The sequence below is a fragment of the Streptomyces sp. HUAS MS02 genome, from assembly GCF_055702265.1.
In genome coordinates this window covers 278,261-303,991 of record NZ_CM146747.1, presented here as the reverse complement: position 1 = coordinate 303,991, position 25,731 = coordinate 278,261, and the positions used below count along the sequence as shown (strand labels likewise).

Genomic DNA, 25,731 nt, shown 5'->3' with positions numbered 1-25,731 from the left:
ACCCGGAAGTGGTCTCACAAGGCCTCCACAGGCCTGACTTTCCGCCCGTCCGGCGGTAGGTCCGCCAGCCACGTTGTCGGACAGAGCGACTTCAGCGGCGACGCTGCTCCCCTACGGGCCGCCGAGGCAAGGATGCCCTGCACCTCCACCCTGAAGGCTGGAGCACTGGGCAAGTGTTCGGTAGCGGAGGACCCCTCGGCGAGGAGTCCTACGAGGCGGGCGCCGGCTGCTCGCCCGAACCCCGGACGATCAGCCGGGTGGGGACGGTGAGCGTACGTGCGCGGGAGCGGTCGCCGTCGAGTCGGGCCAGAGCGGTGGTCGCGGCGGTCCGGCCGAGCTCCTCGGGGTCCTGCGCGACGACGGTCAGGGCGGGTTCCAGCGCCTCGGCGAGCGACACGTCGTCGAAGGCGACGACCGCCACCTCCTTGCGCTTGCCGCGGGCGAGTTCGGCCACTGTCCCGAGCGCCATGATGTTGTTCCCGGCGAACAGGGCGGTCGGCGGGTCGGGCAGTTCGAGGAGCTGGGCGGTCGCGGCCTCGGCACCCCGCTGGTCGTGCGCGTCGGCGACCAGCGCGGGGTCGTAGGGGATGCCCGCCTCTCCCAGGGCGGCACGGTAGCCGGCGAGCCGCTCGCGGCGGGTGTACAGCTTGGCCGGCAGGTCGCCGACGAAGCCGATGCGCCGGTGCCCGTGGGCGATGAGGTGGGCGACGCCGTCCTGGGCCCCCGCCCGGTTGGTGCTGACGATGCTGTCCGTGGTGAGTCCGACGCCGGGGCGGTCGAGGAAGACGACGGGCAGCCCCGCCGTACGCTGCGCCCGCAGGTGGGAGTGGTCGGCGCCGACGGACGGCACGACGATCAGGATGCTCACGCGCCGGGCCAGGAACTTGGCGGTCAGGGAGCGTTCACGGTCGGGGTCGTCGGCGGACGATCCCATGAGCAGCGTCAGCCCGCGTTCGCGGACGCTGTCCTCGATGCCCCGGGCGACGGCCCCGAAGAACGGGTTGCCGAGGTCGGGGACGACCAGTCCGACGGTGGTGTCCGGGCCGCCGACGCGCATGTTGCGTGCCATGAGGTTCGGCTGGAAGCCCAACTGAGCCACCGCGGCGAGGACTTGCTCCCGGGTCTGCGCCGAGACGGGGCCGTCCTCGTTGAGGACGCGGGAGACCGTCTTGGCGCTGACGCCGACTTCTCGGGCGACGTCGGCCAGGGTGGGGCGGCGGTTCGCTGCCATGGAGGAAAGTCTCCTGTGGGCTCTCGGTCCCGGCCGCGGCCTTCGGCCGGAACTGCGAGAGCGTGTCGTGCTGTCAGGTGGCCTGTACTCCGGCGGCCTTCGCGGCCTCCGAATCCGCTACGACAGTAGCGCCGGCCGCGTCCACGGTGAGCGCGCCGGTCATGATGGCGACGACCTCCGCCATCGAGTAGTCCGACGGCTTGATCACGGCCGCGCGCCTGCCGAGGCGGTGCACGTGGATCCGGTCGGCGATCTCGAAGACATGCGGCATGTTGTGGCTGATCAGGACGACCGGCATGCCCTTGTCACGGACCCGGCGGATGAGGTCGAGGACCTGACCGGACTCCTTGACGCCGAGGGCGGCGGTGGGCTCGTCCATGACGACGACGCTGCGGGCCCAGGCGACGGCGCGGGCCACCGCGACGGCCTGCCGCTGCCCTCCGGAGAGGGTCTCGACGGCCTGCGTGAGCGAGCGCAGGCCGATCTTCAGGTCGGCCATGTGCTCCGCGGCCTCCTGGCGCATGCGCTTCTTGTCCAGCATGCGGAAGGCGCTGCCGAGCACACCGGGGCGGCGCAGCTCACGGCCGAGGAACATGTTCGAGGCGATGTCCATGGACGCCGCCACGGCGAGGTCCTGGTACACCGTCTCGATGCCGTGGGCGCGTGCGCTCTGCGGACCGGAGAAGGTGATGGGCTCCCCGTTGAGGCGGATCTCGCCCGCGTCCGGGGTCACCGCGCCGGTGAGGGCCTTGATCATGCTGGTCTTGCCGGCGCCGTTGTCACCGATGACGGCCAGCACCTCGCCCGGCATGAGGTCGAAGTCGGCGCCGTCGATGGCGGTGACATGGCCGTACCGCTTGACCAGACCGCGGGCCTGCAGAACGGGGATCGGGGTGGCGGTCATCGGGCCTTCTTCCGGGAGATCTGGTCGACGGTCACCGCGAGGATCACCAGCACACCGGTGATCAGGGTCTGGTAGATCGAGGCGACGCCCATCAACTGCAGCCCGTTGCGGAAGACACCGACGATCAGGACACCGATGAAGGTGCCCAGGACCGAGCCGCGTCCGCCGAACAGGCTGGTGCCGCCGAGGACCACGGCCGTGATGCTGTCCAGGTTGTCGGTCTGCCCGGCCTGCGGATCGCCCACGCCGGTACGGGAGATGAGCAGCAGGGCGGCGATGCCGTAGAGCACGCCCGCCACGGTGTAGACGCCGATGGTCAGGCGGGAGGTGCGGATACCGTTCAGCCGGGCCGCCTCCGGGCTGTTGCCCAGCGCGTAGACGTGTCGGCCCCATCCGGTGCTGCTCAGCGCGTAGGCGAGGAGGAGGAACAGGGCGATGGTGACCAGCGAGCCGTACGTCACGTCGGTGTAGCCGAGCGGGAAGGTCTCTCCGAGCGCCGTCAGCGGACCGGGCAGGTTGGTGACCGTCTGCTCCTCGGAGTAGATGTGGGTCAGGGCGAACGCCACGTTCAGCATGCCGAGGGTGACGATGAACGGCGGCAGCGGGATCTTCTGTACCAACACCCCGTTGAGCAGGCCGAATCCGCCGCAGACGACCAGGCCCAGGCCGATGGCGGCCAGCGGCGGGAGCGTGCCCTCGGCCGCCATCCTGGCGATCACGATGCTGCCGAACGCCATCACGGCACCGCACGACAGGTCGATGCCGGCGGTGAGGATGATCAGGGTCTGGCCGATGGCGAGCGTGCCGACGACCATGACCTGCTGGATGATCAGGGAGAAGTTGCCGCCGGTGAGGAACTGGTCGGTCGAGAGGGAGAAGAAGGCACAGGCCAGGAGCAGGGCGGCCAGGGGCCCGGTGGTCGGAGCCGTGAGCAGCCTGCGGGCCGTCGTCGGAGCCTTCAGCTCCGCGTACGGCGAGGAGGTGCTCGGGGGCGTGGACGTGGCTGTCATGCGAAGTCCTTGTCGGAAGACAGATCCTTGTCGCCAGGACAAGGGGGGCGGCCGCCGCCCCCACCGGTCGGGGAGGTGGCGGGCCGGCCGCCCCGCTCAGGGAGGTGGCGGTCTCGTACGGGCCTGGGCGGCTCAGCCCCAGCAGTTCTCCAGGCCGTAGGCGGTGTCCTTCGACGCGACGCCGTCCTGTGCCTTGTCGGAGATCAGCGTGACGCCGGTGTCGGTGTAACCGGACGCCTTCTTGCCGTCCTTCGCGTACGTCACCACGGCCTTGACGCCCTCGGCGGCCATCTTCAGCGGGTACTGCTGCGAGGTCGCGGCGATCTTTCCGTCCTTGACGGCCTGGGTGCCGGTGCAGCCGCCGTCGACGGAGACGATCAGGACGTCCTTCTCCCGGCCCTTGGCCTTCAGCGCGGTGTAGGCGCCGAGGGCGGCCGGCTCGTTGATGGTGTAGACGACGTTGATGTCCGGCTCCTTCTGGAGACAGTTCTCCATCGCCGTCTGGCCCTTGGCCTGGTCGCCGCCGGTGTCCTGGGCACAGGCGACGTCCTTGTCGGTGGCCCCGAAGCCCTTCAGGAAGCCCTCATGGCGCTGCACGCCGACGGAGACCCCGGGCGCGAGGTCGAGGGCGGCGATCTTCGCCTCCTTGCCCTTCATCGCGGCCTTGGCGTACTCGCCGATCAGCTCGCCCGCCTTGACGTTGTCGGTGGCGAAGAGGGCGTCGACCGCGCTCTCCGGCTCCGTCGGGGTGTCCAGGGCGATGACCAGGACGCCCTTGGCCTTCGCCTTCTCGATCGCGGGGACGATCGCCTTGGAGTCGCTGGGGGTGATCAGGATGCCCTTGACCCCGGCGGCCACCATGTTCTCGATGGCGGTGACCTGACCGGCGTTGTCCCCGTCGAACTTGCCGGCCGCGGTCATCAGCTCGACGCCCTCGGCCTTCGCGGTCTTCTCCGCGCCTTCCTTCATCTTCACGAAGAACGGGTTGGTGTCGGTCTTGGTGATCAGACCGACCTTGACGTCGCCCGAGCCGGAGCCGGAGGAGTCCGAGCCGGAGTCGGCGCCGGAACCGGGCCCGCAGGCGGTGAGGGCGAGTGCCGCGACACCGGTCACGGCGGCGGTTCTGAGGACGGCGGAGGACAGGCGAGCGGTGCGAGACATGGACACTCCTGTGGGATTTCGAGCGGCACGGGGCCGGGAGTTCGGAGCATGCCGCCCCGATGTGTCATCGCTGACTTATGTCATCGTTGACACTGCATGGCGAGGATGATGGACTCCGTCTCGCGGCAACGTCAATGCCTTGTACCCGTCACAAATCGGCAACGTCCACGACCGCGGGCCCCGCGCCCCGTTCCGCGGCCGTGTCACCGAGCGCCCGCTGTCCCGGTCCTCCCGGAGAGAAGAGCAGCCCATGAGCCCGCGCCAGATCACCGTCCTGGGGGAGTGCGTAGCGGACGCCTTCGCCGAAACCCCGGCCGCCCCGAACGAACTCGCGCTGCGCGTCCTGCCCGGCGGCGGACCAGCGAACACGGCGGTGGCACTGGCTCGTCTGGGCACCCCGGCACGCTTTCTCGCCCGCCTCTCCGACGACCTGTTCGGGCGTCTCTTCCGGAGCCATCTGGAGGCGTCCGGCGTGGACCTGTCGTACGCCGTCGCCGCCGCCGAGCCCAGCACGCTGGCCGTGGCGGAGCTGGACGCACGGGGGCAGGCCGCGTTCTCCTTCCACGCCCAGAACACGGCCGACTGGCAATGGACTCCGGGAGAACTGGAGCGGGTGGACCTGTCGGAAGCCGCCTGCGTGCACACCGGCTCACTGGCGCTGGTCCGCGCGCCGGGCGCGACCGCGGTGGAGGAATTCCTGGACCGGGCGGCGCCCCGGACCACCGTCAGCATCGACCCCAACGTCCGGCCGCTGCTGGTCCACCCCGACGTCTACCGGGAGCGGCTCGCGCGCTGGTGCCGCCTCGCCGACATCCTGCGGCTGAGCGAGGACGACCTGGAACTGCTGCTGCCTGGCACCGCGCCGGAGCAGGCGTGCGACATCTGGCACGCCGCGGGGGTGCGCCTGGTCGTGATCACGCTCGGCGCCGACGGTGCCCTCGCCTCCCTCGACGGCGAACGGGTGCGGGTGCCCGGCGTGACGACCCGGGTCGTCGACACCGTGGGCGCCGGGGACTCCTTCACCGCCGGGCTGCTGCACCACCTCGCGGAACGCGACCTCCTCGGCGGCCGGCTGGCCGGTCTCGACGTCGACGACGTGGCCGAGGCCTGCCGTTTCGCCGCCCGGGTCGCCGCCCTGACCTGCTCGGTCGCCGGCCCCAATCCGCCCTGGCGGGAGCAGGTGGCGCAACCGGTGACCGCCGCCGACGCGTGACGGCGCGTACGCCGCCCGGCCACTGAATCCGGCGACCCCGACACGCGGCCCCCTCACTCACCTCGGCCCACCCGCTCCCCGGCCCACCCACGGACAAGGACACGCAACCATGACGAAGACCCTGCTCGCCGAGTTCACCGCCCGAGAAGGTGCGGAGGACGAGGTCTCCCGCCTGATCCGGGACTACGCCCTGAAGGTGCGCGCCGAAGAAGGCAACCTCGCCTTCGACGTCTACACCAAGGAGGCCGCGCCGCGCGCCTACTGGATCTTCGAGGTCTACCGGGACGAGGACGCCTTCCAGGCACATCTGAACGCTCCCTACGGCGCCCCGTTCAACGCCGCCCTCACCCCGCTGATCGAGGAGGACGCCTCGGTGCTGACGTTCCTCGAACCGCTCGACACGCGAGCGTGACCCGCTGCCCCCGTGATCGTCACGGGTGGGGCCAACAGGCCCTGCCCCGAGGGCCTTTCGGCATCTAAGGAGCGTCGCGGCACCCGGGCGAGGCTGTGGGGGCAGACAGGAAGCAAGGACGCGGGAGGTGCCATGGACGCGTCGACCTCCCCGTCGCTGTCCGCGCCGCTCGCCACGCACGAGTCGTACGTGGCCGAGCCCTCGCACGGAGCCCCGCCCGACACGCGACCTCTGGTGTTCGAGTCGTGGCAGCGCTGTGCGTCGTGCGGCGTGCGGCCCGACGGAAGCCGACTGCCGCCGCTGCGCCGCACGTCCCGGGATCTCGCGGCCTACCGGAGCACGCACCCCCTGGCCGCTGTCATGCCCCTGCTACGGGAGCTGCTCGGCTCCGGTGCGGCGGACGACGGGCACGTGTTCGCGGTCGGGGACGCCGAGGGAACCCTGTTGTGGGTCGAGGGTGACACCAGGACCGTCGCGCGCGCCGAGAGGATGCACTTCGCGGAAGGAGCCGGGTGGTCCGAGGGGCAGGCCGGAACGAACGCTCCCGGCACCGCACTGGCGCTGGGCCACCCCGTCCAGATCGTGAACGACGAGCACTACAACTCCGCCGCACACGCTTGGTCCTGCGCGGCGGCCCCCGTACGCGACCCCGCCACCGGGCTGCTGCTGGGCGTCGTCGACCTGACCGGCGGCAGCACCATCGCCACACCCCCCGCGCTCGCGGCGGTGCGTGCCGCCGCGCTGGCCGCCGAGGCGGAACTCGCCCGCGGACTCCCCGCACCGCCCGTCCTGCTCGGCCCCGACGGACGACCGCTGAGCCCACCTGACGCCGTCGCCGCCCGGTACGGCGCCGACGTAGGGCTGACCGCGCTGGGCCGGGACAGCGTTCTGCTGGCGCACGCCGGCCGCGTGCACCGGCTCAGCCCACGGCACAGCGAGATCGTCGTGGCGCTCGCTCTGGAGGGCCGGGGCGTGCCCGGCGGCCGACTCGCCGTGGACCTCTCCGAACGGGAGGTGCCCCCGTCGACGCTGCGGGCCGAACTCACCCGGCTGCGCGCGGAGCTCGGTCCCGGCCTCCTCGGCTCCCGGCCCTACGCGCTGCTGCGGCCCGTGCGCAGCGACTTCGGGGACGTCGCCGCGCTGCTCGCCGAAGGGCGGGCGGAGCAGGCGCTGGACCGGTACCCCGGACCGCTGCTGCCACGCTCCGAGGCGCCGGTCGTCGTGGAACACCGGCGCGCCCTGGAACAACAGGTGCGCGGTGCCGTGCTCGGCGCCGGCGACCCCCGGCTGCTGCGCCGCTGGGTCGACAGCGCCTCGGGTGCCGACGACGCCGTCGCGTGGCGGACACTCGCCCACCTGCTCCCCGGCGGTTCCGCACAGCGCGCCGCCGCGGCGGCCCGCGCCCGCGCACTGGTCCCCGAGACCCTCGTGCCACCCCAGGCCCGGCGGTATGCAGCGGAGTTGCAGCGTTCCCCTTCCTAGCGTGGTGACCATCACCCCGATCGTCGTGACGGGACACCGAAGGGAGAGGGGACGGTCATGAAATACGAGTCTCCGGGCAGGCCGGGCAGCGTCGTCGATGTCGCTCCCCGGTACGAGAACTTCATCGGCGGCAAGTGGGAGGCACCCACCACGGGTCAGTACACGACCAATCTGTGCCCGGCCACCGCCAAGCCGATCTGTGACATCCCCAGGTCCGGGCCCGAGGACATCGAACTCGCCCTCGACGCCGCGCACTCGGCGAAGGACGCGTGGGGCGAGGCCTCCACGGCCCAGCGGGCCGCGGTGCTGAACAAGGTGGCCGACGCCATCGACGCCCACCGCGAGGAACTCGCCGTCGCCGAGAGCTGGGAGAACGGCAAGCCGGTCCGTGAGACCCTCGCCGCCGACATCCCCCTCGCGGCCGACCACTTCCGCTACTTCGCCGCGGCGATCCGCGCGGAGGAGAGTGAGATCACCGAGATCGACAAGGACACCATCGCCTACCACTTCCACGAGCCGCTCGGAGTGGTCGGACAGATCATCCCGTTCAACTTCCCGCTGCTGATGGCCGCGTGGAAGCTCGCCCCCGCGCTCGCCGCGGGCAACGCCACCGTCATCAAGCCCGCGTCGCCCACCCCGTGGTCGATCCTGAAGCTGATGGAAGTCATCGGCGACATCGTGCCGCCCGGCGTCCTCAACGTCGTCAACGGACCGGGCGCCGAGATCGGCAAGGCGCTCGCCGCCAACAAGCGCATCGCCAAGGTCGCCTTCACCGGGGAGACCACCACCGGCCGGCTGATCATGCAGTACGCGGCCCAGAACATCATCCCGGTCACCCTGGAGCTGGGCGGCAAGTCGCCGAACATCTTCTTCGACGACGTACTGGCCCACGACGACGACTTTCTCGACAAGGCGGTCGAGGGACTGGTGCTGTACGCGTTCAACAAGGGCGAGGTCTGCACCGCTCCCTCGCGCGCACTGATCCAGGAGGACATCTACGAGGAGTTCATGGGCCGCTGCCTGGAGCGCATCCGCGCCATCAAGCAGGGGCACCCGCTCGACACCGAGACCATGATCGGCCCGCAGGTGTCCCGCCAGCAGGTCGAGAAGATCGCCTCCTACGTCGACATCGGCGTCAAGGAGGGCGCCGAACTGCTCGTCGGAGGCCACCGGCCCACCCTCGACGGAGAACTGGCCGACGGCTACTTCTACGAGCCGACCGTCCTCAAGGGGCACAACCGCATGCGGGTCTTCCAGGAGGAGATCTTCGGCCCCGTCCTCGCCGTCACCACCTTCAGGGACGAGGCCGAGGCGCTGCGCATCGCCAACGACACGCTGTACGGCCTCGGGGCCGGGGTGTGGAGCCGCGACGGCGCCCGCACCTACCGCATGGGCCGCGCCATCAAGGCGGGCCGCGTCTGGACCAACTGCTACCACCAGTACCCGGCCGGTGCCGCGTTCGGTGGCTACAAGGTCTCCGGCATCGGCCGCGAGACCCACAAGATGATGCTGGACCACTACAGCCAGACCAAGAACCTCCTGGTCAGCTACAGCGACAAGCCCCTGGGACTGTTCTGAGGGGAGGGGTCGGACATGCCCGCGAACGTCGAGTACGGCACCGTCGGGCGCGTCACGGCCACCCGGGCGGCGCGCCGGGCCATCGCGGCCCTGCGTGCCGCCCACGGGGGGCCGGTGATGTTCGTCCAGTCCGGCGGCTGCTGCGACGGGAGCGACCCGATGTGCTTCCCCGCCGGGGAGTTCGCCGTCGGTGAGGGCGACATGCTGGTCGGTGTGATCGTCGGTTGCACCTTCCACATGGACGCCGACCAGTACGAAGCCCTCGGCCGCCCCCTCTTCGTCCTGGACGTCGAGCCCGGCACACCGGGCGGGTTCTCCCTTCCGGCCGGGGAGGGGCTGAGATTCGTGACCCGCGTCAAGGAACCCCGCCGCAAGGCCGGCTGACCGGCAGGCAGCCACCGCACCGCAGGACCACGCTGAGAGAGGGAAAGATCATGAAGGCAGCGGTCGTCACCGACTTCGGCAAGCCCCTGGAGATCCAGGAACTCCCCGTCCCCGAGCCCGGCCCCGGTCAGGTGCTCGTCCGGATGGAGGCCTCCGGGCTCTGCCACACCGACATCCACGCGGCCCACGGCGACTGGCCCGTCAAGCCGCGGCCGCCGTTCGTCCCGGGCCACGAAGGCATCGGCCCGGTCCACGCCGTCGGCGCGGGCGTACCGGCCGACCTGGTCGGCACCCGGGTGGCCGTCCCATGGCTCGGCTCGTCCTGCGGCACCTGCCGATTCTGCGTCTCCGGCTGGGAGACCCTGTGCGAGAGCCAGGTCAACTCCGGCTACTCCGTGGACGGTTGCTACGCCGAGTACGCCGTCGCTGACGCGGGCGCCGTCGTCCGGGTCCCCGAGGGCGTGAGCTCGTTCGACGCGGCACCCCTGACCTGCGCGGGCGTCACCACGTACAAGGCCGTCAAGGTCGCGCACGTGGTCCCCGCCGAACGCGTCGCCGTCTTCGGCATCGGCGGACTCGGCCACCTCGCCGTCCAGTACGCGCGGCTCGTCGGAGGCTTCGTCACCGCCGTCGACCTCGAACCGGACAAGCTCGGCCTCGCCCACCGGCTCGGCGCCGACCACCTCGTCAACGCCCGTACGCACGACCCGGTCGAGGAGATCAGGAACGCGGGCGGCGCGGACGTGGCCGTCGTGCTCGCCGCCGCACCCAAGGCGTTCGAGCAGGCCTACCGGTCGCTCAACCGCGGTGGACGCCTGGTCATGGTCGCCCTGCCGGCCGACGACGCGTCGATCGACGTGCCGATCTTCGAGACCGTGCTCGGCGGGATCTCCGTCATCGGCTCCATCGTCGGCACCCGTCAGGACCTCACCGAGGTGTTCGCCCTGCACGCCGCCGGACGCACCCAGGTCATCGCCGAGCCGCGCCGCCTGGACCAGGTCAACGACTCCTTCGACGAGGTGCTCGGCGGACGTGCCGAAGCACGGCTCGTCTTCCAGTTCTGAGGCCCGGAACCCCGGACCGCAGGGAGAGGCAGCAGATCATGGCCACCGTCACCGTGGGAGCCGTACGGGAACGAGCGCCCGGCGAACGCCGCGTCGCCCTCGTCCCCGAGACCGTCACCCTGCTGCGCCGGGCCGGTCTCGACGTCCTCGTCGAGACCGGAGCCGGAGCCGGCGCCTGGTTCACCGACGCCGAGTACACCGAGGCGGGCGCGACCGTCGTGGTCCTGGGCGAACTGTTCGCGGCCGCGGACGTCGTCCTGTGCGTGGGGCCGCCCGACCCGGACACCGCACGGTTGCTGCGTCCCGGCCAGACCCTCGTCGGCCTGCTCGAACCACTGCGCCACCCCGAGCTCGTCGCCGAGCTGACCGGCCGCGGAGTGCGCACGGTCAGCCTCGACCTGCTGCCGCGCACCCTCAGCCGCGCCCAGTCCATGGACGCGCTGACGTCCCAGGCGAGCGTCGCCGGCTACAAGGCGGCCCTGCTCGCCGCCGACGCCTACGACCGGTTCTTCCCGATGCTCACCACCGCCGCGGGCACCATGCGGCCCGCCCAGGTGATGGTCCTCGGTGCCGGCGTCGCCGGGCTCCAGGCGATCGCCACCGCCCGGCGCCTCGGCGCCGTCGTCACGGCGTACGACGTACGCCCCGCGTCCCGAGGGGAGGTGGAATCCCTCGGCGCCCGGTTCCTCGACATCCAGAGCCCTCACCACGAGGAATCGGGCGCCGGGAAGGGCGGCTACGCACGGGAGTTGACCGAGGACGAGCAGCGGGCCCAACGCGAGGCGCTGGACGCGCACATCGCCCGCTCCGACGTGGTGATCACCACCGCCCAGGTCCCGGGACGCAAGCCCCCGCTGCTGGTGACCGGCACGGCACTGGCGCGGATGAGACCGGGCTCGGTCGTCGTCGACCTCGCGGCCGGCGAACTCGGCGGGAACGTCGAGGGCTCCGAGCCCGACAAGACGGACGTGCGAGCGGGCGGGGTCACCGTCATCGGCGCCGGGCGACTGCCGTCGGCGATGGCGACCGCCGCGTCCACGGCGTACGCCCGCAACCTCGTCGCGCTGCTGCGCCACCTCGTGCGCGACGGAGAACTCGTCCTCGACCCGACGGACGAGATCACCGGAGCCCTGACGGGAGGCGGAACATCATGAACGACCTCGATCTGCTCACCGCGATCACCGTGTTCGTGCTGAGCGTGCTGGTGGGTGTCGAAGTCATCAGCAAGGTCCCCGCGACCCTCCACACACCCCTGATGTCCGGCTCCAACGCCGTGCACGGCATCGTCGTCATCGGCGCCATGCTGATCGCCGCCGAGTCGCACGACTGGATCGGCTGGACGCTGGCCTTCGTGGCGATGGTGTTCGGTGCCATGAACGTCGTCGGCGGGTACGTCGTCACCGACCGGATGCTGGAGATGTTCAAGGCCAGGCCGGCCGTACCGAAGCCGGAGCCGTCCGTCACCGGCACACATGAGAAGGCGGAGGTGTGAGCGGCATGGACACCGTCTCGAACGCCGTCCACTACATCTTTCTCGGCGCTGCCGCGTGCTTCGTGCTGGGTCTGCACCTGATGAACCATCCCCGCACCGCCCGCCGCGGCAACACCCTCTCCGCCATGGCCATGGCGGCGGCGATCGCGGCGACCGTCTGGCTGGTGGTGGACGAGGGCGTGATCGACCGGGCCGGCTGGCTCGTCCTGGGCACCGGCGGACTCGTCGGTGCGGCGCTCGGTCTGTGGGCCGCGCGTGAGGTGCGGATGACCGCGATGCCGCAACTGGTCAGTGTCTTCAACGCCGTCGGCGGTGGCGCCGCCGCCCTCATCGCGATCAACGATCTGCTCCGGGCCGACGACCCGGCCGCGATCGGCGCCAGGGTCACGCTTCCCGGGGCGCTGGACATCGTCATCGGCGCGGTGACCTTCTCCGGATCCCTGATCGCCGCCGGCAAACTCCAGGGCCTCGTGTCCGGGGCGCCGGTGGTGTTCCCCGGGGCACGGCTGCTCAACGCGCTGCTGCCGGTCTCCTTCGTCGTCGGCACCGTCTGGCTGGTGCTCGCCCCGGACTCCCGCCCGGCCCTGTACGGACTGACGGCCGTGGCACTCCTGTTCGGCGTGACGATGGTGCTGCCGATCGGCGGCGCCGACATGCCGGTGGTCATCGCCCTGCTGAACGCCTTCACCGGGTCGGCGGTCGCGATGGCCGGCTTCGTGCTCGACGAGACGGCGCTCATTGTCGCCGGCATGCTCGTCAGCTCCTCCGGCGGCATCCTCACCAAGCTGATGGCCGACGCCATGAACCGGTCCGTCGCCCATGTCGTCGTGGGCGGCTTCGGTACGGGTGACAGCGCCCCGGTGACAGCAGCCGCGGGCGGGACACCCGCCCAGGTGCGGGCGGTCTCCGCCGACGACGTGGCCATCCAGCTGGCGTACGCGAGCAAGGTCGTCATCGTCCCGGGCTACGGGCTCGCCGCGGCCCAGGCCCAGCACGAACTCGGCGACCTGGCACAGCTGTTGACGGACCACGGCATCGACGTCAGCTACGCCGTCCATCCGGTCGCGGGCCGAATGCCGGGCCATATGAACGTGCTCCTGGCGGAGGCGAACGTGCCCTACACGCAGCTGAAGGAGATGGAGGACATCAACCCGCAGTTCCCCCAGGCGGACGTGGCCCTGGTGGTCGGCGCCAATGACGTGACCAACCCGATGGCCCGCCGCCCCGGCAACGCCATCTCCGGAATGCCGATCCTCGATGTCGACAGGGCCAAGAGCGTCGTCGTCATCAAACGCTCCATGGGACACGGCTACGCGGGCGTCGACAACGAGCTCTACACCGACCCCAGGACCGGGATGTTCTTCACCGACGCGAAGAAGGGGCTGGCACAACTGAAGTCGGCGGTACGGGAGTTCGTCGGCTGAGAGGCAGGACGGGATCGGGGGGGAGGTCCGGGGAGAGCCGGAGGGCGGGGGAGCCCTCCGGCTCGGCCGGGTCCCGTCGGCGGTGTCACAGCTTGAGCGTGAACCAGGTGGTCTTCCCGTCGTCCGTCGGGCGCACCCCCCAGCTCTCGGAGAGCGTGCGGACCAGATGCAGACCACGCCCCGACTCCTCGTCCTCCGCCGCGAGGCGCGGCTGGGGGAGTTGCGGGCTGTTGTCGCTGACCTCGACCGTCAGATCCGTGGCCGTACGGCACACCCGCAGTCCGACGGGGCCCTCGGCGTGCTGGACGGCGTTCGTCAGGGTCTCGGAGAGCAGCAGCAGCGCGTGGTCGGCCGGCTCGGCGCAGTCCCAGGAGGTGAGCGCCTTGGTGAGGAACGCCCGGCCCTCGGGCACCGAGGAGGGAACGGCCGGCAGATCGGTGGTGACGGACGCGAGCGGGGCGGCCGGCAGCTGGGCGAGGAGCAGCGTGACGTCGTCGTTGTGGCTCTCGGCGTCGGGCAGCAGCCGGGCGAGCACGTGGTCGGCGGCCGCCTCCAGACACGAGTCCTGGACGAAGAACCCGTCGAGGGAGGAGACGAGTTCCCCGATGTGGTCGTCGATGTCGCTGCCGGGGGTCTCGACCAGGCCGTCCGTGTAGAGGACGAGCGTGGCCCCCGGCGGGATCTCCTCGCAGGACTGCTGGTAGAGGATGCCCCCGACGCCGAGGGGCGCGTTGACGGGTGTGGTGAGCCGGCGGACGCGGTCGCCGGGAGAGGCGATCAGCGTCGGCAGATGGCCGGCCGAACAGACGGTCACGGTGCCCGTGTCCGGCGCGATGACCAGGTAGCAGCAGGTCACGAGCTGGTCGGGGACGTCGAGGTCGGCGACGCAGGTGTCGAGGGCCTGCATCAGCTGACGCGGTTGCATACCGGTCTTGGCCAGTGCGTGCGCGGCGGACCGCAGCTGGCCCATCACGGCGGCGGCCTCCAGGCCGCGGCCCATGACGTCACCGATCAGCACGCCGACCCGGCCCGCGCCCAGCGGGACGAGGTCGAACCAGTCGCCGCCGACGCCGGCGCCCTGGGTGGCGGGCCGGTAGCGGCTCGCGGTGGCCAGTCCGGTGATCGCGGGCGGCGTACCCATCAGGCTGCGCTGCAGGGTGAGGGCGATGTGCCGTTGCTGCTCGTACAGGGCGGTGAGTTCGGCCTCGGCGCGTTTACGGTCACTGATGTCCCGCACGATGGCGCAGGCACCGACGACCGTGCCGTCGGTGTCCCTGGTCGGCCACAGCGTGACGTCGACGTCCAGCAGGGCCCCCGCCCGGGTCAGGCGCAGCGTCTCGAAGTGCTCCACCTTCTCGCCCTGCCGCAGCCGCTCCATGAGCGCGCTGATCTCGTGCCTGCGGTCCATCGGGGCGAGGAACGACATGTGGCGGCCGATGGCCTGCTCGGCCGTGTAGCCGTACAACCGGTGGGCGGCCGCGTTCCAGTACGTGATGTGGCCGTCGAGGGTCTTGGCGAGGATCGCGTCCTGCGACGACTCGACGAGCGCGGCCAGCTCGTTGATACGCCGCTCGGCGGCCTTGCGGTCGCTGACGTCACGGACGGCGGCGGACACCAGCAGCCCGTCCGCGGTCTCCAGCGGACTGAGGCTGATCTCGACCGGGAACTCCGTGCCGTCCCTCCGCAGCCCGTGCAGCTCCAGTCCGGCACCCATCGGGCGCACCTGCCGGTTGGCGGCGTACCCGTCGCGGTGCCGGGTGTGGTGGTCGCGGAAGCGGTGCGGGATGAGCAACTCGACCGGCCTGCCCAGCAGTTCCTCGCGCCGGTAGCCGAAGAGGGCCTCCGTCTGGGCGTTGACCAGCCGGATGGTTCCTGTGTCGTCGACGATGACCATGGCGTCCGGCGCGGCCTCCAGCAGCCCCCGGAACCGCTCCTCGACCACGCTCGGTCCACCGCCGCCTTCCAGTCGCACACCGCAGCGACCGCACTCACGATCGGTGGTCCCGGCGCGTCGCGCCGACCCCACCGGGACGAAGTCGTCCATGTCCGTCCCACCCCGCCTTCCCTGACGATCGGGTCATCCCACTGCATCCGTGCCGGGTGGGCCGCTGTTTGTCAGCAACTGTGCTTCTATCGAATGAATTTGCATGATTGGCGCCTCAAATGCCCGTCCTGTCACGTCCGCTGTCCGAGAGCCAGGACACCGCGGAAGTCCAGGACCGACAGGCTCCCTTCGGGCCCGATCGGCTCACGCGGCCGGTTGCCCCGCGGAGAGACGCTGAAAGTGACGAGGAAGGAGGCAGACATGAGCGGCATGATCGAGCGACTGCCCCTCTGGCCGGCACTGCCCGACCTGTTCGGCTGGGCCGAGACCGGCCTGACCGGGCCGCACGGCATCCGTGTCGAGGAGCACCTGGCGGACGGCAGGTACGTGGTGCGCGCCGAACTGCCGGGGATCACCCCCGAGAAGGACGTCGAGATCACGGTCACCGAGGGTGTGCTGACCCTGCGGGCCGAGCGTCGTGAGGAGATCGCGGAGAAGCACCGCACCGAGTTCCGCTACGGGACCTTCACCCGGTCCGTACGGCTCCCGGCCGGAGCCAGGGGCGACGAGGCGACCGCGGAGTACAAGGACGGCGTCCTGACCGTCACGGTCCCGGTGCCGGAGACGAGGACGGCCACCCGGACGATCCCGGTGCGGGCTGCCTGACCGGGGCGGTTCCGGACCACACCGTGGGCGCAGCCGACCACCATCTCGGCTGCGCCCATGTCTGCGCGCGCAGGGTCGCCGGTCTTCAGTGGGGCAGGGGACGCCCGGAGGGTGTTCGCAGGTCCGGGGGCTACGGGACGTACGAGAACGCGGGTCGGGGCCGTTGCGCTGGTCGGGGGCGTCGGGTGTCACGTTGTCCGGCCGCGCGGCTCGAAACCCGCGCGGCCGCCGCGCGGGGTGCACAGGGCGCCGAGGCGCACAACGCGCCGACCGACGGCCCGGTGCACGGACGGGCAGCACCCCGCCGACCGTCGCCTACGCGGTCCGCCGTCCGGCGAAGGGCGGCGTGCCGGAGGGGTCCGGCGGTGAGGCGTGCCGTTCGGTGACGGGCACCGTGACGACGGGGACCGTGGCGTGCCGCAGACAGTCACGGGCGACCGCGCCGACTGCGGGGTGCCCGTACTCGTGGTGGTCGCCGCGCCCCAGGGCGAGCAGGTGCGCGCCGCGGGCGTGCTGCAGCAGGACCCGCGCGGGCGACCCCTCCACCACGACGGCGCGCACGGCGCCGTCGAAGCGCGGGCCGAGGGCCTGGCGCACCGCTCCCGCGAGCAACCGCGCGGCCCGAAGACGTTGCTCGGCGGCGCCCGGGTGGGCCGACGCCGGAGCGTAGGGGGCGAGCGCGGGGCCGACCCGTTCCCAGGCGTGGACGGCGACGACGTCCGCGCGCTGGGCCTGGGCCTGCCGCACGGCCCAGCGCAGCGCGGCCACGGACGCGTCGGATCCGTCGACGCCGACGACGATACGGTTCTTCCCGGTGGTCGGGTTCGGCATGGCGGCCTCCCTGGACGGTCTCTGGTCCCACCGTGCCTCTCACCGACGCCGCGGGCCGTGGGCCGGGGGACCCGTCCGCGTGCCCAACGGCCCCTTGCCGCCGGGCCGCCCGGCGGCCCCTCCGAGCCCACGGTTCGCTCTCACGCCTGGACAGGGCCGGTGAGCTGAACGATGTCGTCGGACGCGACGTCGTGGAGGCGGATGGCCAGGTCCTCCAGGGCACGGCTCGCGGCGAGTTCGTCGCCGATCTCCGGGATGGGGCGGTCGATCGGGTTGCGCCGGGCCACCCCCCTGCCGGTGAGGTGCGAGGTGTCCCGCGTGCCCAGGACGGCACGTGCGTGGGTCTCGTCACCCTCTTCGCTGATGTAGATCTGGACGGTCCACCGCTTGGCTTCCATCATGATCACTTCCGTCCCGCTTCTCGTCTTCCACTTCTCAGCGTGCGCCGGTCCCAAGGGACGGTCCAGGGCCCGTAGGTCCCCGGCCTTCGCGGCGCGGCGCGTTCAGGACTCCGGCTCCGGGCGGCGACGGCAGCCGTCGGCCCGGCGGCGCGCGTGTCCAGCCGTGCTCAGGCCGGGCGGCGGTGTCCGGTGTCCGGCCTGGCGAGGTGAGTGGTGAACCAGTCGCGGGCCAGTTCGGCCGCCGTGGCCAGGGTCCCCGGCTCCTCGAACAGATGGGTGGCGCCGGGCACGACAGCGAGCCGGTGTTCACAGCGGAGCCGGTCGGCGGCGAGCCGGTTGAGGCTGAGCACCCGGGAGTCCAGACTCCCCACGACGAAGAGGGTCGGGGCCCGCACCCGGCCCAGAGCCGCCGGGGTCGCCAGGTCGGGGCGCCCGCCCCGGGAGACGACCGCGCGGATGTCGGCCCCCGGCGCGGCCGCGGCCTCCAGGGCGGCGGCGGCTCCGGTGCTGGCACCGAAGAAGGCCACCGGCACGCCGGTTCCCTCACGCAGCCAGGTGGCGGCGGCGTGCAGTCGACCGGCCAGCAGCGCGACGTCGAAGACATTGCGGCGGTCGCCCTCCTCCTCCGCCGTGAGCAGGTCGAGCAGCAGGGTGCCCAGGCCCGCCCGGTCGAGGACGTCGGCGACATACCGATTGCGCGGACTGTGCCGGCTGCTTCCGCTGCCGTGTGCGAAGACGACCACCACCGGGGCCGCGTCGGGCAACACCAGCCGCGCGGGCAGCCGTACGTGTCCGGCGGGCACCCGCACTTCGCGGCCCGCGGGCCCTTCCGACCGCCGGGACGGGGACGGGCGCCGGGACGGGCCCGTGGACCTCTCCCCGGCCCGGCCGGCCGGGACAGCCGTCCGTCGGCCCGGGAAGGGCGGTTCGAGCATGACAGCGCCGGGAGCGGGAGGCGGCGACTGGGCCGGGGCGGCACGGGTGAGGAGGCCGATCACCTCGGAGTCGCGCGTCTGCGTGAAGTCGCGGTACCACGCGCCGACCGAGCCCAGGCCTTCCACCGTCTCCGGGCAGACGACGTGATCGGCCACCGCGCTCAGCCGGGCGACGGCCTCCACCGAGCCCACCGGGACGGCGAGGACGACCCTCGTCGCGCCCTGGCCCCGCACCACCCGGCAGGCCGCCTCGGCCGTGGCGCCGGTGGCCAGCCCGTCGTCCACGACCAGCGCGGTGCAACCCGCCAGGGACACACGGGCACGCCCGGACCGGTAACGGGCCACACGCCGCTCCAGCTCCGCCCGTTCGGCGCGTTCGACGTCGGCCAGCTCCTCGTCCCGCAGCCCGCAGCTGTCGATCACGTCCTGGTTGAGGACGCGGACACCGTGCTCGCCGATGGCGCCGAAGGCCAGCTCCGGCTGCCACGGCACCCCCAGCTTGCGCACCACCAGCACGTCCAGCGGTGCCTCCAGTGCTCCGGCCACCTCGTACGCGACCGGCACGCCGCCCCGGGGCAGTCCCAGGACCACGACATCCTCGCCGCGCAGGTTCCCGAGACGCCGGGCCAGTCGGCGTCCGGCGTCCGTGCGGTCGTCGAAGGGCATACGCCACCTCCTCGTGCGCCCACCGCGACGAAGCGGGGGAGTCGGTGTGGAAGAAAGGGCGCCTCCTGCCGTTCCCTCCATTGCACCGCGCAGTGGTGCGAGCGCGCGAGGGGCCTTCGGCCCAGGTGAGGGCCGGACGGTCCCTCGCGGTATCGGCGGCACCGCCGCAGACTTTTCCTGGGCCGTTTTTTCACGCGCCGCAGACTTTTCGTGGAGCGGATACCGGATCGCCTCGCCGGGAGGTTGCGATGACCACGCGAGAGCTGGACACGAAGACGGTGACCGATCTCGTGGCCGACGCCACGGCCGCCCCGTCCATGCACAACGCGCAGCCCTGGCGCTTCCGGTTCCTGACCGACGAGCGCGTCCTGCTGCTGCGCGCCGACCTCGACCGGGCCATGCGCCGCACCGACCCCACCCACCGGGCCCTGCACATCGGCTGCGGGGCGGCGCTGTTCAACCTCCGCGTCGCCGCGGCGCACGCGGGCCTGTCGCCGCTGGTCCGGCTGCTGCCCGACCCGGGCGACCCCCGGTTGCTGGCCGCCGTCCAGCTGGCCGCCGCGCAGCCGGTGGACCACAGGGGGCCGACGGCGGACGAGCAGGATCTGGCCCGGCTGCACCCCGCCATCCGCCAGCGGCACACCAGCCGCTACCCCTTCGACGACCGGGACGTCCCCGAGGACGTGCGGTCGCGGCTGAGGGTCGCCGCCGCCCGGGAGGACGCCGAGCTCACGTTCCCCGGTGCCTGGCACCTCGACACCGTCCTGGAACTGGTCCGGGACGCCGAGAGCCGCGACATCCTGGATCCCGGAGGCCGCGAGGACCTGGAGCGCTGGACCCGGCTCGGCCCCGAGGCCGACATCGCCACCGACGGCGTACCCGAGTACGCGTTCGGCCCCCGCCGCCGGGACGGCCGGGCCCCGCTGCGGGACTTCGCCGGGCGACGGCCGGTGGCCGACCGCGGCAGCACCGCCTTCGAGAGCAGCCCCCACCTGGCCCTGCTGTACACCCGTGGTGACACGGTCCTCGACTGGCTGCGTGCCGGGCAGGCGCTGGAACGCGTCCTGCTGGAGGCCACCACAGCCGGACTGGCCGGCGCGCTCACCTCTCACCCGCTGGAGAACGACGACCTGCGCACCCTCGCCCGCGACCCGCTCTCCGGGCTGGGGTACGTCCAGATGGTGCTGCGACTCGGCTACGGCCCGCACGGCCCGGCCACGCCCCGCCGCCCCGTCCGTGACGTCCTCGACATCACCTGACGGGCGCCCGCCCGCTCCCTGGCCCTACCGGCCGCCGGCCCGCGAGGCCGGTCCCACGTGGGACCGTTGCCGGTCAGGTCCCCATGCCCGTCGTCAGCCGGTGCCGCAGGGCCAGCGCCGCCAGGACCAGCAGGGCGGTCGCGAACGCCGCGAGGACGGCGAGTTCGCGCAGGATCGCCGACAGGTCGCCCGCCCGGGAGAGCAGGGTGGTCCACGCGTCGACGGCCCAGGCCTGCGGCACGGCGTGGCCCACGGTGCGCAGCCAGTCGGGCACGAGGGCCAGCGGCCACATGCAGCCGCCCAGCATGCCCATCCCGATGCCGAGGGCCGGGCCGATCGCGTGGACCTGCTCCGGGGTCCGGAACAGGGCACCGACCAACAGACCGGCGCCCGTGCCGACCAGCGCCCACACCGTGACCAGTGCTCCGGCGGCCACCGGATCGCCCCAGGCCACGTCGAAGGCGAGCGCGCCGACGGTGACGATCAGCAGGGACTGCGCCAGCGCCAGCAGCAGATGGGCGAGGGTCTCGCCGGCGACCAGTGTGCGGGCGGAGACCGGGGCGGCCAGGGCGCGGGCGTACACACCCGTGCGACGGGTCTGCACGATGGTCGCCCCGCCGCCCAGGGCGTTGATGAACACGAACAGCACCAGCATGGTGGGGGTGCTGTAGCTGTAGCCGAGCGGCAGGAAGTCGCTGTCGCCGTCGACGGTCTCGCCGCGCACCACGATCGGGGACGCGGCATCCTCGGCGCCACGGGCGAGAGCGAGGGCGTCGTCGAAGGAGCCCCGGGTCTCGGCGGCGGCGAACCGGGCTGCCTGCAACCGAGCCGCGTGCCCGGCGACGACGGCCGACACCGAGGACACGGCCCCGTGCCCGGCACTGCCCGAGGGCTCCACCAGTACCCGCACGGTCACCGGCCGCCCGGCGCGCACGTCCGTGTCGAGACCGTCCGGTATCACGACGACCGCGTCCAGCTCCGAGCGCCGCAGCGCGGTGCGGGCGTCGCCCAGGGTCTCGTAACCACGGGTGCGCAGCCCGGGAGCCTCCCGCAGCTCCGACACCAACTCGCCTGCCACGGGGCCGGCTCGGTGGGCCGGGACGAGTCCGACCCGGAACCGGTCGAACCCGCTGACGGTGACGCCGATGAGCACGATGATGGCGACCGGCAGCAGCACCATGAAGAACAGCGCGGTGCGGTCGCGCAGCATGCGCGTGAGAGTCGCCCCGGTCACGGCGAGCGCGGTCATGGCGTCCTCCTCAGCCACAGGATCAGTGTGGTCGTCGCGGCCACGGCCAGAGAGAACACCGCGATGCCGAGCAGCGGGGCACCGACCGCGTCCCAGCCGCGTACTCCGGTGCCCAGGTCGGTGAAGCCGCGCAGGGCCCAGCCGTTGGGCGTGAAGAGGGCGAGGGTACGGATCGTCGGCGTGCTGTTCGAGGCGAACACGAAGTTCCCGCCGAGCAGGACGAGCGCGAAGACCAGGATCGAGGCGAGCCCCTGCGCCTGCTGCTCGGTCCGGACGAGCGAGATGACCAGGGCGGTCAGACACACCACGCACACCGCCATCGCCACACTGAGCGCGGCGACCCCCACCGGATCGGCCCACCGCGCGTCGAAGGCGAGCCAGGACACCAGCGTCACGGTGGTGAGCCCGGCCAGACTGTAGACGAACGTCGACAACGACTTGCCGAGCAGCAACGCACCGCGCCCGACCGGCGCGGCGGCGATCCGGTCGAGGGTCCCCTGCTGACGCTCGACGAAGTAGCCGCGGGCGCCGAAGCCGACACAGAACAGCACGAAGAACATGCCCATACTGGGGCCGAAGTAGCTGATCACCTTCAGCGGATCACCGCTCAGCCCTTGTGCCCCGACCTCCTCGGGCAGCCGCAGCAGGGCCGCCCTGGCGGCCAGTTCGGGCACGTCGGCCTCCGGGACACCCGCGGCCACGGCGGTGGCCACCGAGAGCCGGTCCGCGTTGACCTGGGCCACGTACGACTCGGTGACCGCGCGGGCGAGCTGGGCCTGGAGGCCGTAGTCGACGCTGCCCAGGACCCTGACCGGCGCCGCCCCGTCGCCGTGCAGCGACTGGCTGAACCCCGCGGGCACGACGATCGCGGCATGCACGTCCCCGGCGTCGACGGCCCCGCGTGCCGCGCCCTTGGTGTCGTACGACCGGACCTGGACGGTGCCTTCCAGCTCAGGGCTCCGCAGCACCTGGGTGAGGCCCGTGGCGGCGGGGCCCCGGTCCAGGTCGACGACCCCGATCTCCGCGCGGAACTCGCTGCTGTTCCCGAACGCCAGCGCCATCAGGGCCGAGATCAGGACGGGCGCGAGGAAGACGATGACCCAGGCCGAACGGTCCCGCAGGCGCTGCCTGAGGTCCTTGGCCGCGACGGCGATCACCACACGCACGGCGGCTCACTCCCTCAGAGCGGTGCCGGTGAGATGGAGGAACACCGCCTCCAGGTCCGGTTCGTCGATCTCCACGCCGCGGATGTCGACATCCAGGTCGTGGGCGAGGTCGAGGAGTTCCGGGAGCAGGCTGCGAGCGTCCTTGACGACCAGTTCGAGCACGTCGCCGCCGCGTGCCGCGCCCTCCACGCGGGTCAGCCGGCGGCAGGCGTCCGTGTACCCGGCCAGGTCCCCGGCGGCCGTCAGCCGCACCCGGTCGCGCTCGGCCACCAGTGCCACCAGTTCGCGCGGTGTGCCCTCGGCGACCAGGCGGCCCCGGTCGATGATGCCGACGCGGTCGCAGAGCCGTTCCGCCTCCTCCATGTAGTGCGTGGTGTAGAGGACGGCCATGCCCTCCTCGCCGAAACGGTGGACGCTCTCGAGGATCGCGTGCCGAGACTGCGGGTCGACCCCGACCGTCGGCTCGTCCAGCACCAGGAGCGTCGGCGCGTGCACCAGGCCGGCGCCGATGTTGAGCCGTCGGCGCATACCTCCGGACAGCGAGTCGACGCGGTCGCCGGCCCGGTCGCCCAGTTCCACGAGGTCGAGGACCCTGTCCACCCGCCGGTCCAGCAGCCCGCGCCGCAGACCGTACAGCCGGCCGAAGAAGCGGAGGTTCTCACGCACGCTGAGGTCCGGGTACAGCGCCACGTCCTGCGGGACGAAACCGATGAGCCGCTTGGCCGGTCCCGCGGCCGTCGTCATCGGCCGGCCGGCCACCCGCACGGTTCCGGCATCGGGCCGCAGCAGCCCGCAGACCATCCTGATCGTGGTGGTCTTGCCCGCGCCGTTCGGCCCGAGCAGACCGTAGGTCTCGCCGGGCGCGATCCGCAGGCCGACGTCGTCGACGGCCGTGCGGTCCCCGAACCGGCGGACCAGATGGGCGCATTCGAGCACGGCGTTCATGGCATCCCTTCGACAGGTGTGGACTTCCCGACGGACGAGACGGATGAGACGGACGAGACGGACGCCGACAGGGACCGCCGCCCCGGGCCGCGGACCTCAGTCGTGCGGGACGACCGCGACCGGGGTCGGCACGTGGTGCAGCGCCGCGTGCGCGACCGGCCCGAGCCGCCAGGTGAGGTGGCCCGGGTGCTGCCGGCGTCCCACGACCAGGAGCCGGCCGTGCGCCGCGGCCGCCGGCAACACCTGGGAAGGGCGGCCGGTGACGACCTCCTCGGTGACGGAGACCTCGGGGAACTTCCGCCGCCAGGGCGCCACCGCGGCGGCCAGCCGGGCCTGTTCCCGCGCCCCGGCCGCCGAGTCGCCGTGCGCCGCGGTGTGCGGAGTGTGCGGGCGGGGCCACAGCGTGGCCCTGGGCAGAACCCGCAGCACACGCAAGGGCGTTCCGCCGGACGCGGCCTCGGCGAAGGCGAACTCCAGCAATGGGTCGGCTGCGGGCCCCGACTCCCGCACGCCGACCACGACCTCGCCCCGGTCGGCTGCCGCGGGGTGTTCCCAGCCGTTCTCGACGGCCGGGTCACCGGCCCGTACGGCCACGGCCGGGCAGCGTGCGAGTCCCAGCACGTGCAGGCTGACGGAGCCCAGCAGGAAGCCTCCCAGGGAGCCGTGACCACGGGTGCCGAGCACGAGCAGGGAGGCGTCCTGGCTGCGCTCCACGAGTTCCCGCGCGGCCGGGGCCGACACGAGATCCGTGCCGAGCTCCAGATCGCCGTAGCGGTGCAGCAGTTCGGCCGCGGTCCGGTGCAGGATCTCGCGGCCGTACCGCTCCTTGCTGCGGGCCTCCTGCGGCACCGTCGGCACGTCCAGCGGCTGGGTGGTCCACGAGTGGAGCAGGACGACCGGCAGCCGCCGGAGCGTCGCCTCGCGCGCGGCCCACCACGCGGCCGTGACGCCGGCGGGGGAGCCGTCGAGCCCGACGATGACGGGGCCGGTCATGGCGCACCTCCGGGGTGACAGGCGGGCGTCGCCGCGGCCACCGCGACATCGGTTCGCCCCGCTGAAGTCGCCACTCAGTGTGTTCGCGGGGAAGCGGCGGGGCGAGGGCCGGACGGGACGTACCCCGGGGCCTTCCGGCCCCGTGCGGGATGTGGTCGGCGGGGAGAGGCTGAGGTGCGAAGGAACGGCGCGGGGCAGCCGGGCCCACGCGGTCCGGCCGCGCAGCGCTGCCCTCGCCCGTCCGTCTGACCCGGCGCTCCGGCCGGTGTGTGCGTCCGCGCCCCGGACAGGGGCGGGAGAGAGCCCCGGGCAGGGGTGGGAGAGAGGAGAGTCGCGATGAGTGCTCCCGTCGTCGTCGGAGTGGACGGCTCGCCGTCCGGCCTGGCCGCCGTGGAGACCGCCGCGCGCGAGGCCGGTGCGCGTGGAATCGGCCTGCGGCTGGTCCATGCCTTCGGATGGCCGGGCACACATGTGCCGCCCGGCGTACCGCCCTGGAATCCGGCCGGGGCCGGCTTGCGCGAGATGGTGGACGGGACCATGGCGGAGGCCGAGCGACGGGCCCGTACCGTGGCGCCCGGGGTGGAGATCAGCCGTGAGGTCGTCGCGGGCGAACCGATCATGGTGTTGGAGATCGAGTCGCGCACCGCGGCGCTGGTGGTGGTGGGCAGCCGGGGACTGGGTGCCTTCGCGGCCCTGCTGCTCGGCTCGACCTCCGCGCACCTGGCCGCCCACGCCCACTGCCCGGTCATGGTGGTGCGCGGCACCCCGCATCCGGAGGATCCCGTGCTGCTGGCCGTCGACGGCTCCCCGGCGGCCGAGGGCGCCGTGGAGTTCGCCTTCGCCGAGGCCTCGATGCGCGGCACGGACCTGGTCGCGCTGCACGTCTGGAACACCCGGACGGAACGGGTCTACGACGGTGCCGCCGACCCGCCCTTCGTGACGTACGACGAGGACCGGCTCCGCGACGAGGAGGAGCGCCTGTGCGCCGAGTCGCTGTCGGGGATGCGCGAGAGGCACCCGGAGGTGACCGTGCACCGGCGGCTGGTCAGGGGACGGGTACGGGCATCGCTGATCGAGGCGAGCGCCGAGGCCCAGCTCCTCGTGGTCGGGGCACGCGGGAGGGGTGGCTTCGCCGGGCTGCGTCTGGGGTCGGTGAGCCAGGCCGTGCTGCACCACGCGCACTGCCCCGTCACCGTCGTCCGCTCGGGGAAGGAGTGACGG

24 protein-coding genes are annotated in these 25,731 nt (G+C 72.5%); 12 read left to right on the top strand and 12 right to left on the bottom strand.

Annotated features, from left to right (window positions below):
- Positions 1 to 208: 208 nt before the first annotated feature.
- The 4 genes from ACZ9QC_RS01375 to ACZ9QC_RS01360 form a co-directional block, all read right to left on the bottom strand.
- Positions 209 to 1,231 (bottom strand): LacI family DNA-binding transcriptional regulator, encoded by a 1,023-nt coding sequence (locus tag ACZ9QC_RS01375; RefSeq protein WP_472918377.1) that lies wholly within the window; start codon positions 1,229 to 1,231, stop codon positions 209 to 211.
- Positions 1,232 to 1,304: 73 nt separating this feature from the next.
- Positions 1,305 to 2,135 carry an ATP-binding cassette domain-containing protein gene (locus tag ACZ9QC_RS01370; RefSeq protein WP_472918376.1) on the bottom strand — a complete coding sequence of 277 codons (831 nt, stop codon included), beginning with the start codon at positions 2,133 to 2,135 and terminating at the stop codon, positions 1,305 to 1,307.
- A complete protein-coding gene (locus tag ACZ9QC_RS01365) occupies positions 2,132 to 3,145 on the bottom strand; it encodes an ABC transporter permease (protein WP_184903146.1) in 1,014 nt (337 codons plus the stop codon). The genes ACZ9QC_RS01370 and ACZ9QC_RS01365 overlap by 4 nt, the downstream gene beginning before the upstream one ends.
- A 132-nt stretch (positions 3,146 to 3,277) precedes the next feature.
- A complete protein-coding gene (locus ACZ9QC_RS01360) occupies positions 3,278 to 4,306 on the bottom strand; it encodes a substrate-binding domain-containing protein (protein WP_472918375.1) in 1,029 nt (342 codons plus the stop codon).
- 250 nt (positions 4,307 to 4,556) lie between these two features.
- Here ACZ9QC_RS01360 and ACZ9QC_RS01355 point away from each other — a divergent pair, with 250 nt between their 5' ends.
- The 9 genes from ACZ9QC_RS01355 (at position 4,557) to ACZ9QC_RS01315 (ending at position 13,355) form a co-directional block, all read left to right on the top strand.
- On the top strand, positions 4,557 to 5,519 hold the full coding sequence (locus ACZ9QC_RS01355; protein ID WP_472918374.1) for a carbohydrate kinase family protein: 963 nt from the start codon (positions 4,557 to 4,559) through the stop codon (positions 5,517 to 5,519).
- A 109-nt stretch (positions 5,520 to 5,628) separates the two neighbouring features.
- On the top strand, positions 5,629 to 5,931 hold the full coding sequence (locus ACZ9QC_RS01350; RefSeq protein ID WP_472918373.1) for a putative quinol monooxygenase: 303 nt from the start codon (positions 5,629 to 5,631) through the stop codon (positions 5,929 to 5,931).
- Positions 5,932 to 6,063: 132 nt separating this feature from the next.
- Positions 6,064 to 7,413, top strand: a complete 1,350-nt coding sequence (locus tag ACZ9QC_RS01345) for a GAF domain-containing protein (protein WP_472918372.1) — start codon at positions 6,064 to 6,066, stop codon at positions 7,411 to 7,413.
- Positions 7,414 to 7,470: 57 nt separating this feature from the next.
- Positions 7,471 to 8,991, top strand: coding sequence for an aldehyde dehydrogenase family protein (locus ACZ9QC_RS01340; protein ID WP_472918371.1), 1,521 nt, complete (start codon positions 7,471 to 7,473; stop codon positions 8,989 to 8,991).
- A gap of 15 nt (positions 8,992 to 9,006) precedes the next feature.
- The gene (locus tag ACZ9QC_RS01335) at positions 9,007 to 9,375 is read left to right on the top strand and encodes a DUF779 domain-containing protein (RefSeq protein ID WP_472918370.1); all 369 of its coding nucleotides are present in this window, start codon (positions 9,007 to 9,009) and stop codon (positions 9,373 to 9,375) included.
- Positions 9,376 to 9,425: 50 nt separating this feature from the next.
- Complete coding sequence (locus ACZ9QC_RS01330; protein WP_472918369.1) at positions 9,426 to 10,439, top strand: zinc-dependent alcohol dehydrogenase; 1,014 nt, start codon at positions 9,426 to 9,428, stop codon at positions 10,437 to 10,439.
- Positions 10,440 to 10,477: 38 nt separating this feature from the next.
- Positions 10,478 to 11,593, top strand: coding sequence for an NAD(P) transhydrogenase subunit alpha (locus ACZ9QC_RS01325; RefSeq protein WP_472918368.1), 1,116 nt, complete (start codon positions 10,478 to 10,480; stop codon positions 11,591 to 11,593).
- Positions 11,590 to 11,931: an NAD(P) transhydrogenase subunit alpha part 2 gene (locus ACZ9QC_RS01320; protein ID WP_472918367.1), complete on the top strand. Its 342-nt coding sequence runs from the start codon at positions 11,590 to 11,592 to the stop codon at positions 11,929 to 11,931. The genes ACZ9QC_RS01325 and ACZ9QC_RS01320 overlap by 4 nt, the downstream gene beginning before the upstream one ends.
- A 5-nt stretch (positions 11,932 to 11,936) precedes the next feature.
- Positions 11,937 to 13,355 carry an NAD(P)(+) transhydrogenase (Re/Si-specific) subunit beta gene (locus tag ACZ9QC_RS01315; protein ID WP_472918366.1) on the top strand — a complete coding sequence of 473 codons (1,419 nt, stop codon included), beginning with the start codon at positions 11,937 to 11,939 and terminating at the stop codon, positions 13,353 to 13,355.
- An 85-nt stretch (positions 13,356 to 13,440) separates the two neighbouring features.
- Here the strand turns inward: ACZ9QC_RS01315 and ACZ9QC_RS01310 are convergent, their stop codons facing one another.
- Positions 13,441 to 15,399, bottom strand: a complete 1,959-nt coding sequence (locus ACZ9QC_RS01310; RefSeq protein ID WP_472918365.1) for a PAS domain S-box protein — start codon at positions 15,397 to 15,399, stop codon at positions 13,441 to 13,443.
- A 261-nt stretch (positions 15,400 to 15,660) separates the two neighbouring features.
- Here ACZ9QC_RS01310 and ACZ9QC_RS01305 point away from each other — a divergent pair, with 261 nt between their 5' ends.
- On the top strand, positions 15,661 to 16,065 hold the full coding sequence (locus ACZ9QC_RS01305; RefSeq protein WP_184903167.1) for an Hsp20/alpha crystallin family protein: 405 nt from the start codon (positions 15,661 to 15,663) through the stop codon (positions 16,063 to 16,065).
- 315 nt (positions 16,066 to 16,380) lie between these two features.
- Here the strand turns inward: ACZ9QC_RS01305 and ACZ9QC_RS01300 are convergent, their stop codons facing one another.
- The 3 genes from ACZ9QC_RS01300 to ACZ9QC_RS01290 all read right to left on the bottom strand — a co-directional run bounded on the left by ACZ9QC_RS01300 (position 16,381) and on the right by ACZ9QC_RS01290 (position 18,898).
- Complete coding sequence (locus ACZ9QC_RS01300; RefSeq protein WP_472918364.1) at positions 16,381 to 16,896, bottom strand: universal stress protein; 516 nt, start codon at positions 16,894 to 16,896, stop codon at positions 16,381 to 16,383.
- Between the two features lie 140 nt (positions 16,897 to 17,036).
- On the bottom strand, positions 17,037 to 17,297 hold the full coding sequence (locus ACZ9QC_RS01295; protein WP_308010742.1) for a DUF1876 domain-containing protein: 261 nt from the start codon (positions 17,295 to 17,297) through the stop codon (positions 17,037 to 17,039).
- A 167-nt stretch (positions 17,298 to 17,464) separates the two neighbouring features.
- Positions 17,465 to 18,898 (bottom strand): phosphoribosyltransferase family protein, encoded by a 1,434-nt coding sequence (locus ACZ9QC_RS01290; RefSeq protein ID WP_472918363.1) that lies wholly within the window; start codon positions 18,896 to 18,898, stop codon positions 17,465 to 17,467.
- 248 nt (positions 18,899 to 19,146) lie between these two features.
- Here ACZ9QC_RS01290 and ACZ9QC_RS01285 point away from each other — a divergent pair, with 248 nt between their 5' ends.
- On the top strand, positions 19,147 to 20,157 hold the full coding sequence (locus ACZ9QC_RS01285; protein ID WP_472918362.1) for an Acg family FMN-binding oxidoreductase: 1,011 nt from the start codon (positions 19,147 to 19,149) through the stop codon (positions 20,155 to 20,157).
- A gap of 73 nt (positions 20,158 to 20,230) precedes the next feature.
- On the opposite strand, the gene ACZ9QC_RS01280 is transcribed toward ACZ9QC_RS01285, so the two are convergent.
- From ACZ9QC_RS01280 to ACZ9QC_RS01265, 4 genes are all read right to left on the bottom strand, one after another.
- The gene (locus ACZ9QC_RS01280) at positions 20,231 to 21,424 is read right to left on the bottom strand and encodes an ABC transporter permease (protein WP_472918361.1); all 1,194 of its coding nucleotides are present in this window, start codon (positions 21,422 to 21,424) and stop codon (positions 20,231 to 20,233) included.
- Positions 21,403 to 22,572, bottom strand: coding sequence for an ABC transporter permease (locus ACZ9QC_RS01275; RefSeq protein ID WP_472918360.1), 1,170 nt, complete (start codon positions 22,570 to 22,572; stop codon positions 21,403 to 21,405). Before ACZ9QC_RS01275 ends, ACZ9QC_RS01280 begins: the two co-directional genes overlap by 22 nt.
- A 6-nt stretch (positions 22,573 to 22,578) precedes the next feature.
- Positions 22,579 to 23,517, bottom strand: coding sequence for an ABC transporter ATP-binding protein (locus tag ACZ9QC_RS01270; RefSeq protein WP_472918359.1), 939 nt, complete (start codon positions 23,515 to 23,517; stop codon positions 22,579 to 22,581).
- A 96-nt stretch (positions 23,518 to 23,613) separates the two neighbouring features.
- Positions 23,614 to 24,510 (bottom strand): universal stress protein, encoded by an 897-nt coding sequence (locus ACZ9QC_RS01265; protein WP_472918358.1) that lies wholly within the window; start codon positions 24,508 to 24,510, stop codon positions 23,614 to 23,616.
- A gap of 336 nt (positions 24,511 to 24,846) precedes the next feature.
- Between ACZ9QC_RS01265 and ACZ9QC_RS01260 the strand changes: the two genes are divergently transcribed.
- The gene (locus tag ACZ9QC_RS01260) at positions 24,847 to 25,728 is read left to right on the top strand and encodes a universal stress protein (protein ID WP_472918357.1); all 882 of its coding nucleotides are present in this window, start codon (positions 24,847 to 24,849) and stop codon (positions 25,726 to 25,728) included.
- Positions 25,729 to 25,731 lie beyond the last annotated feature (3 nt).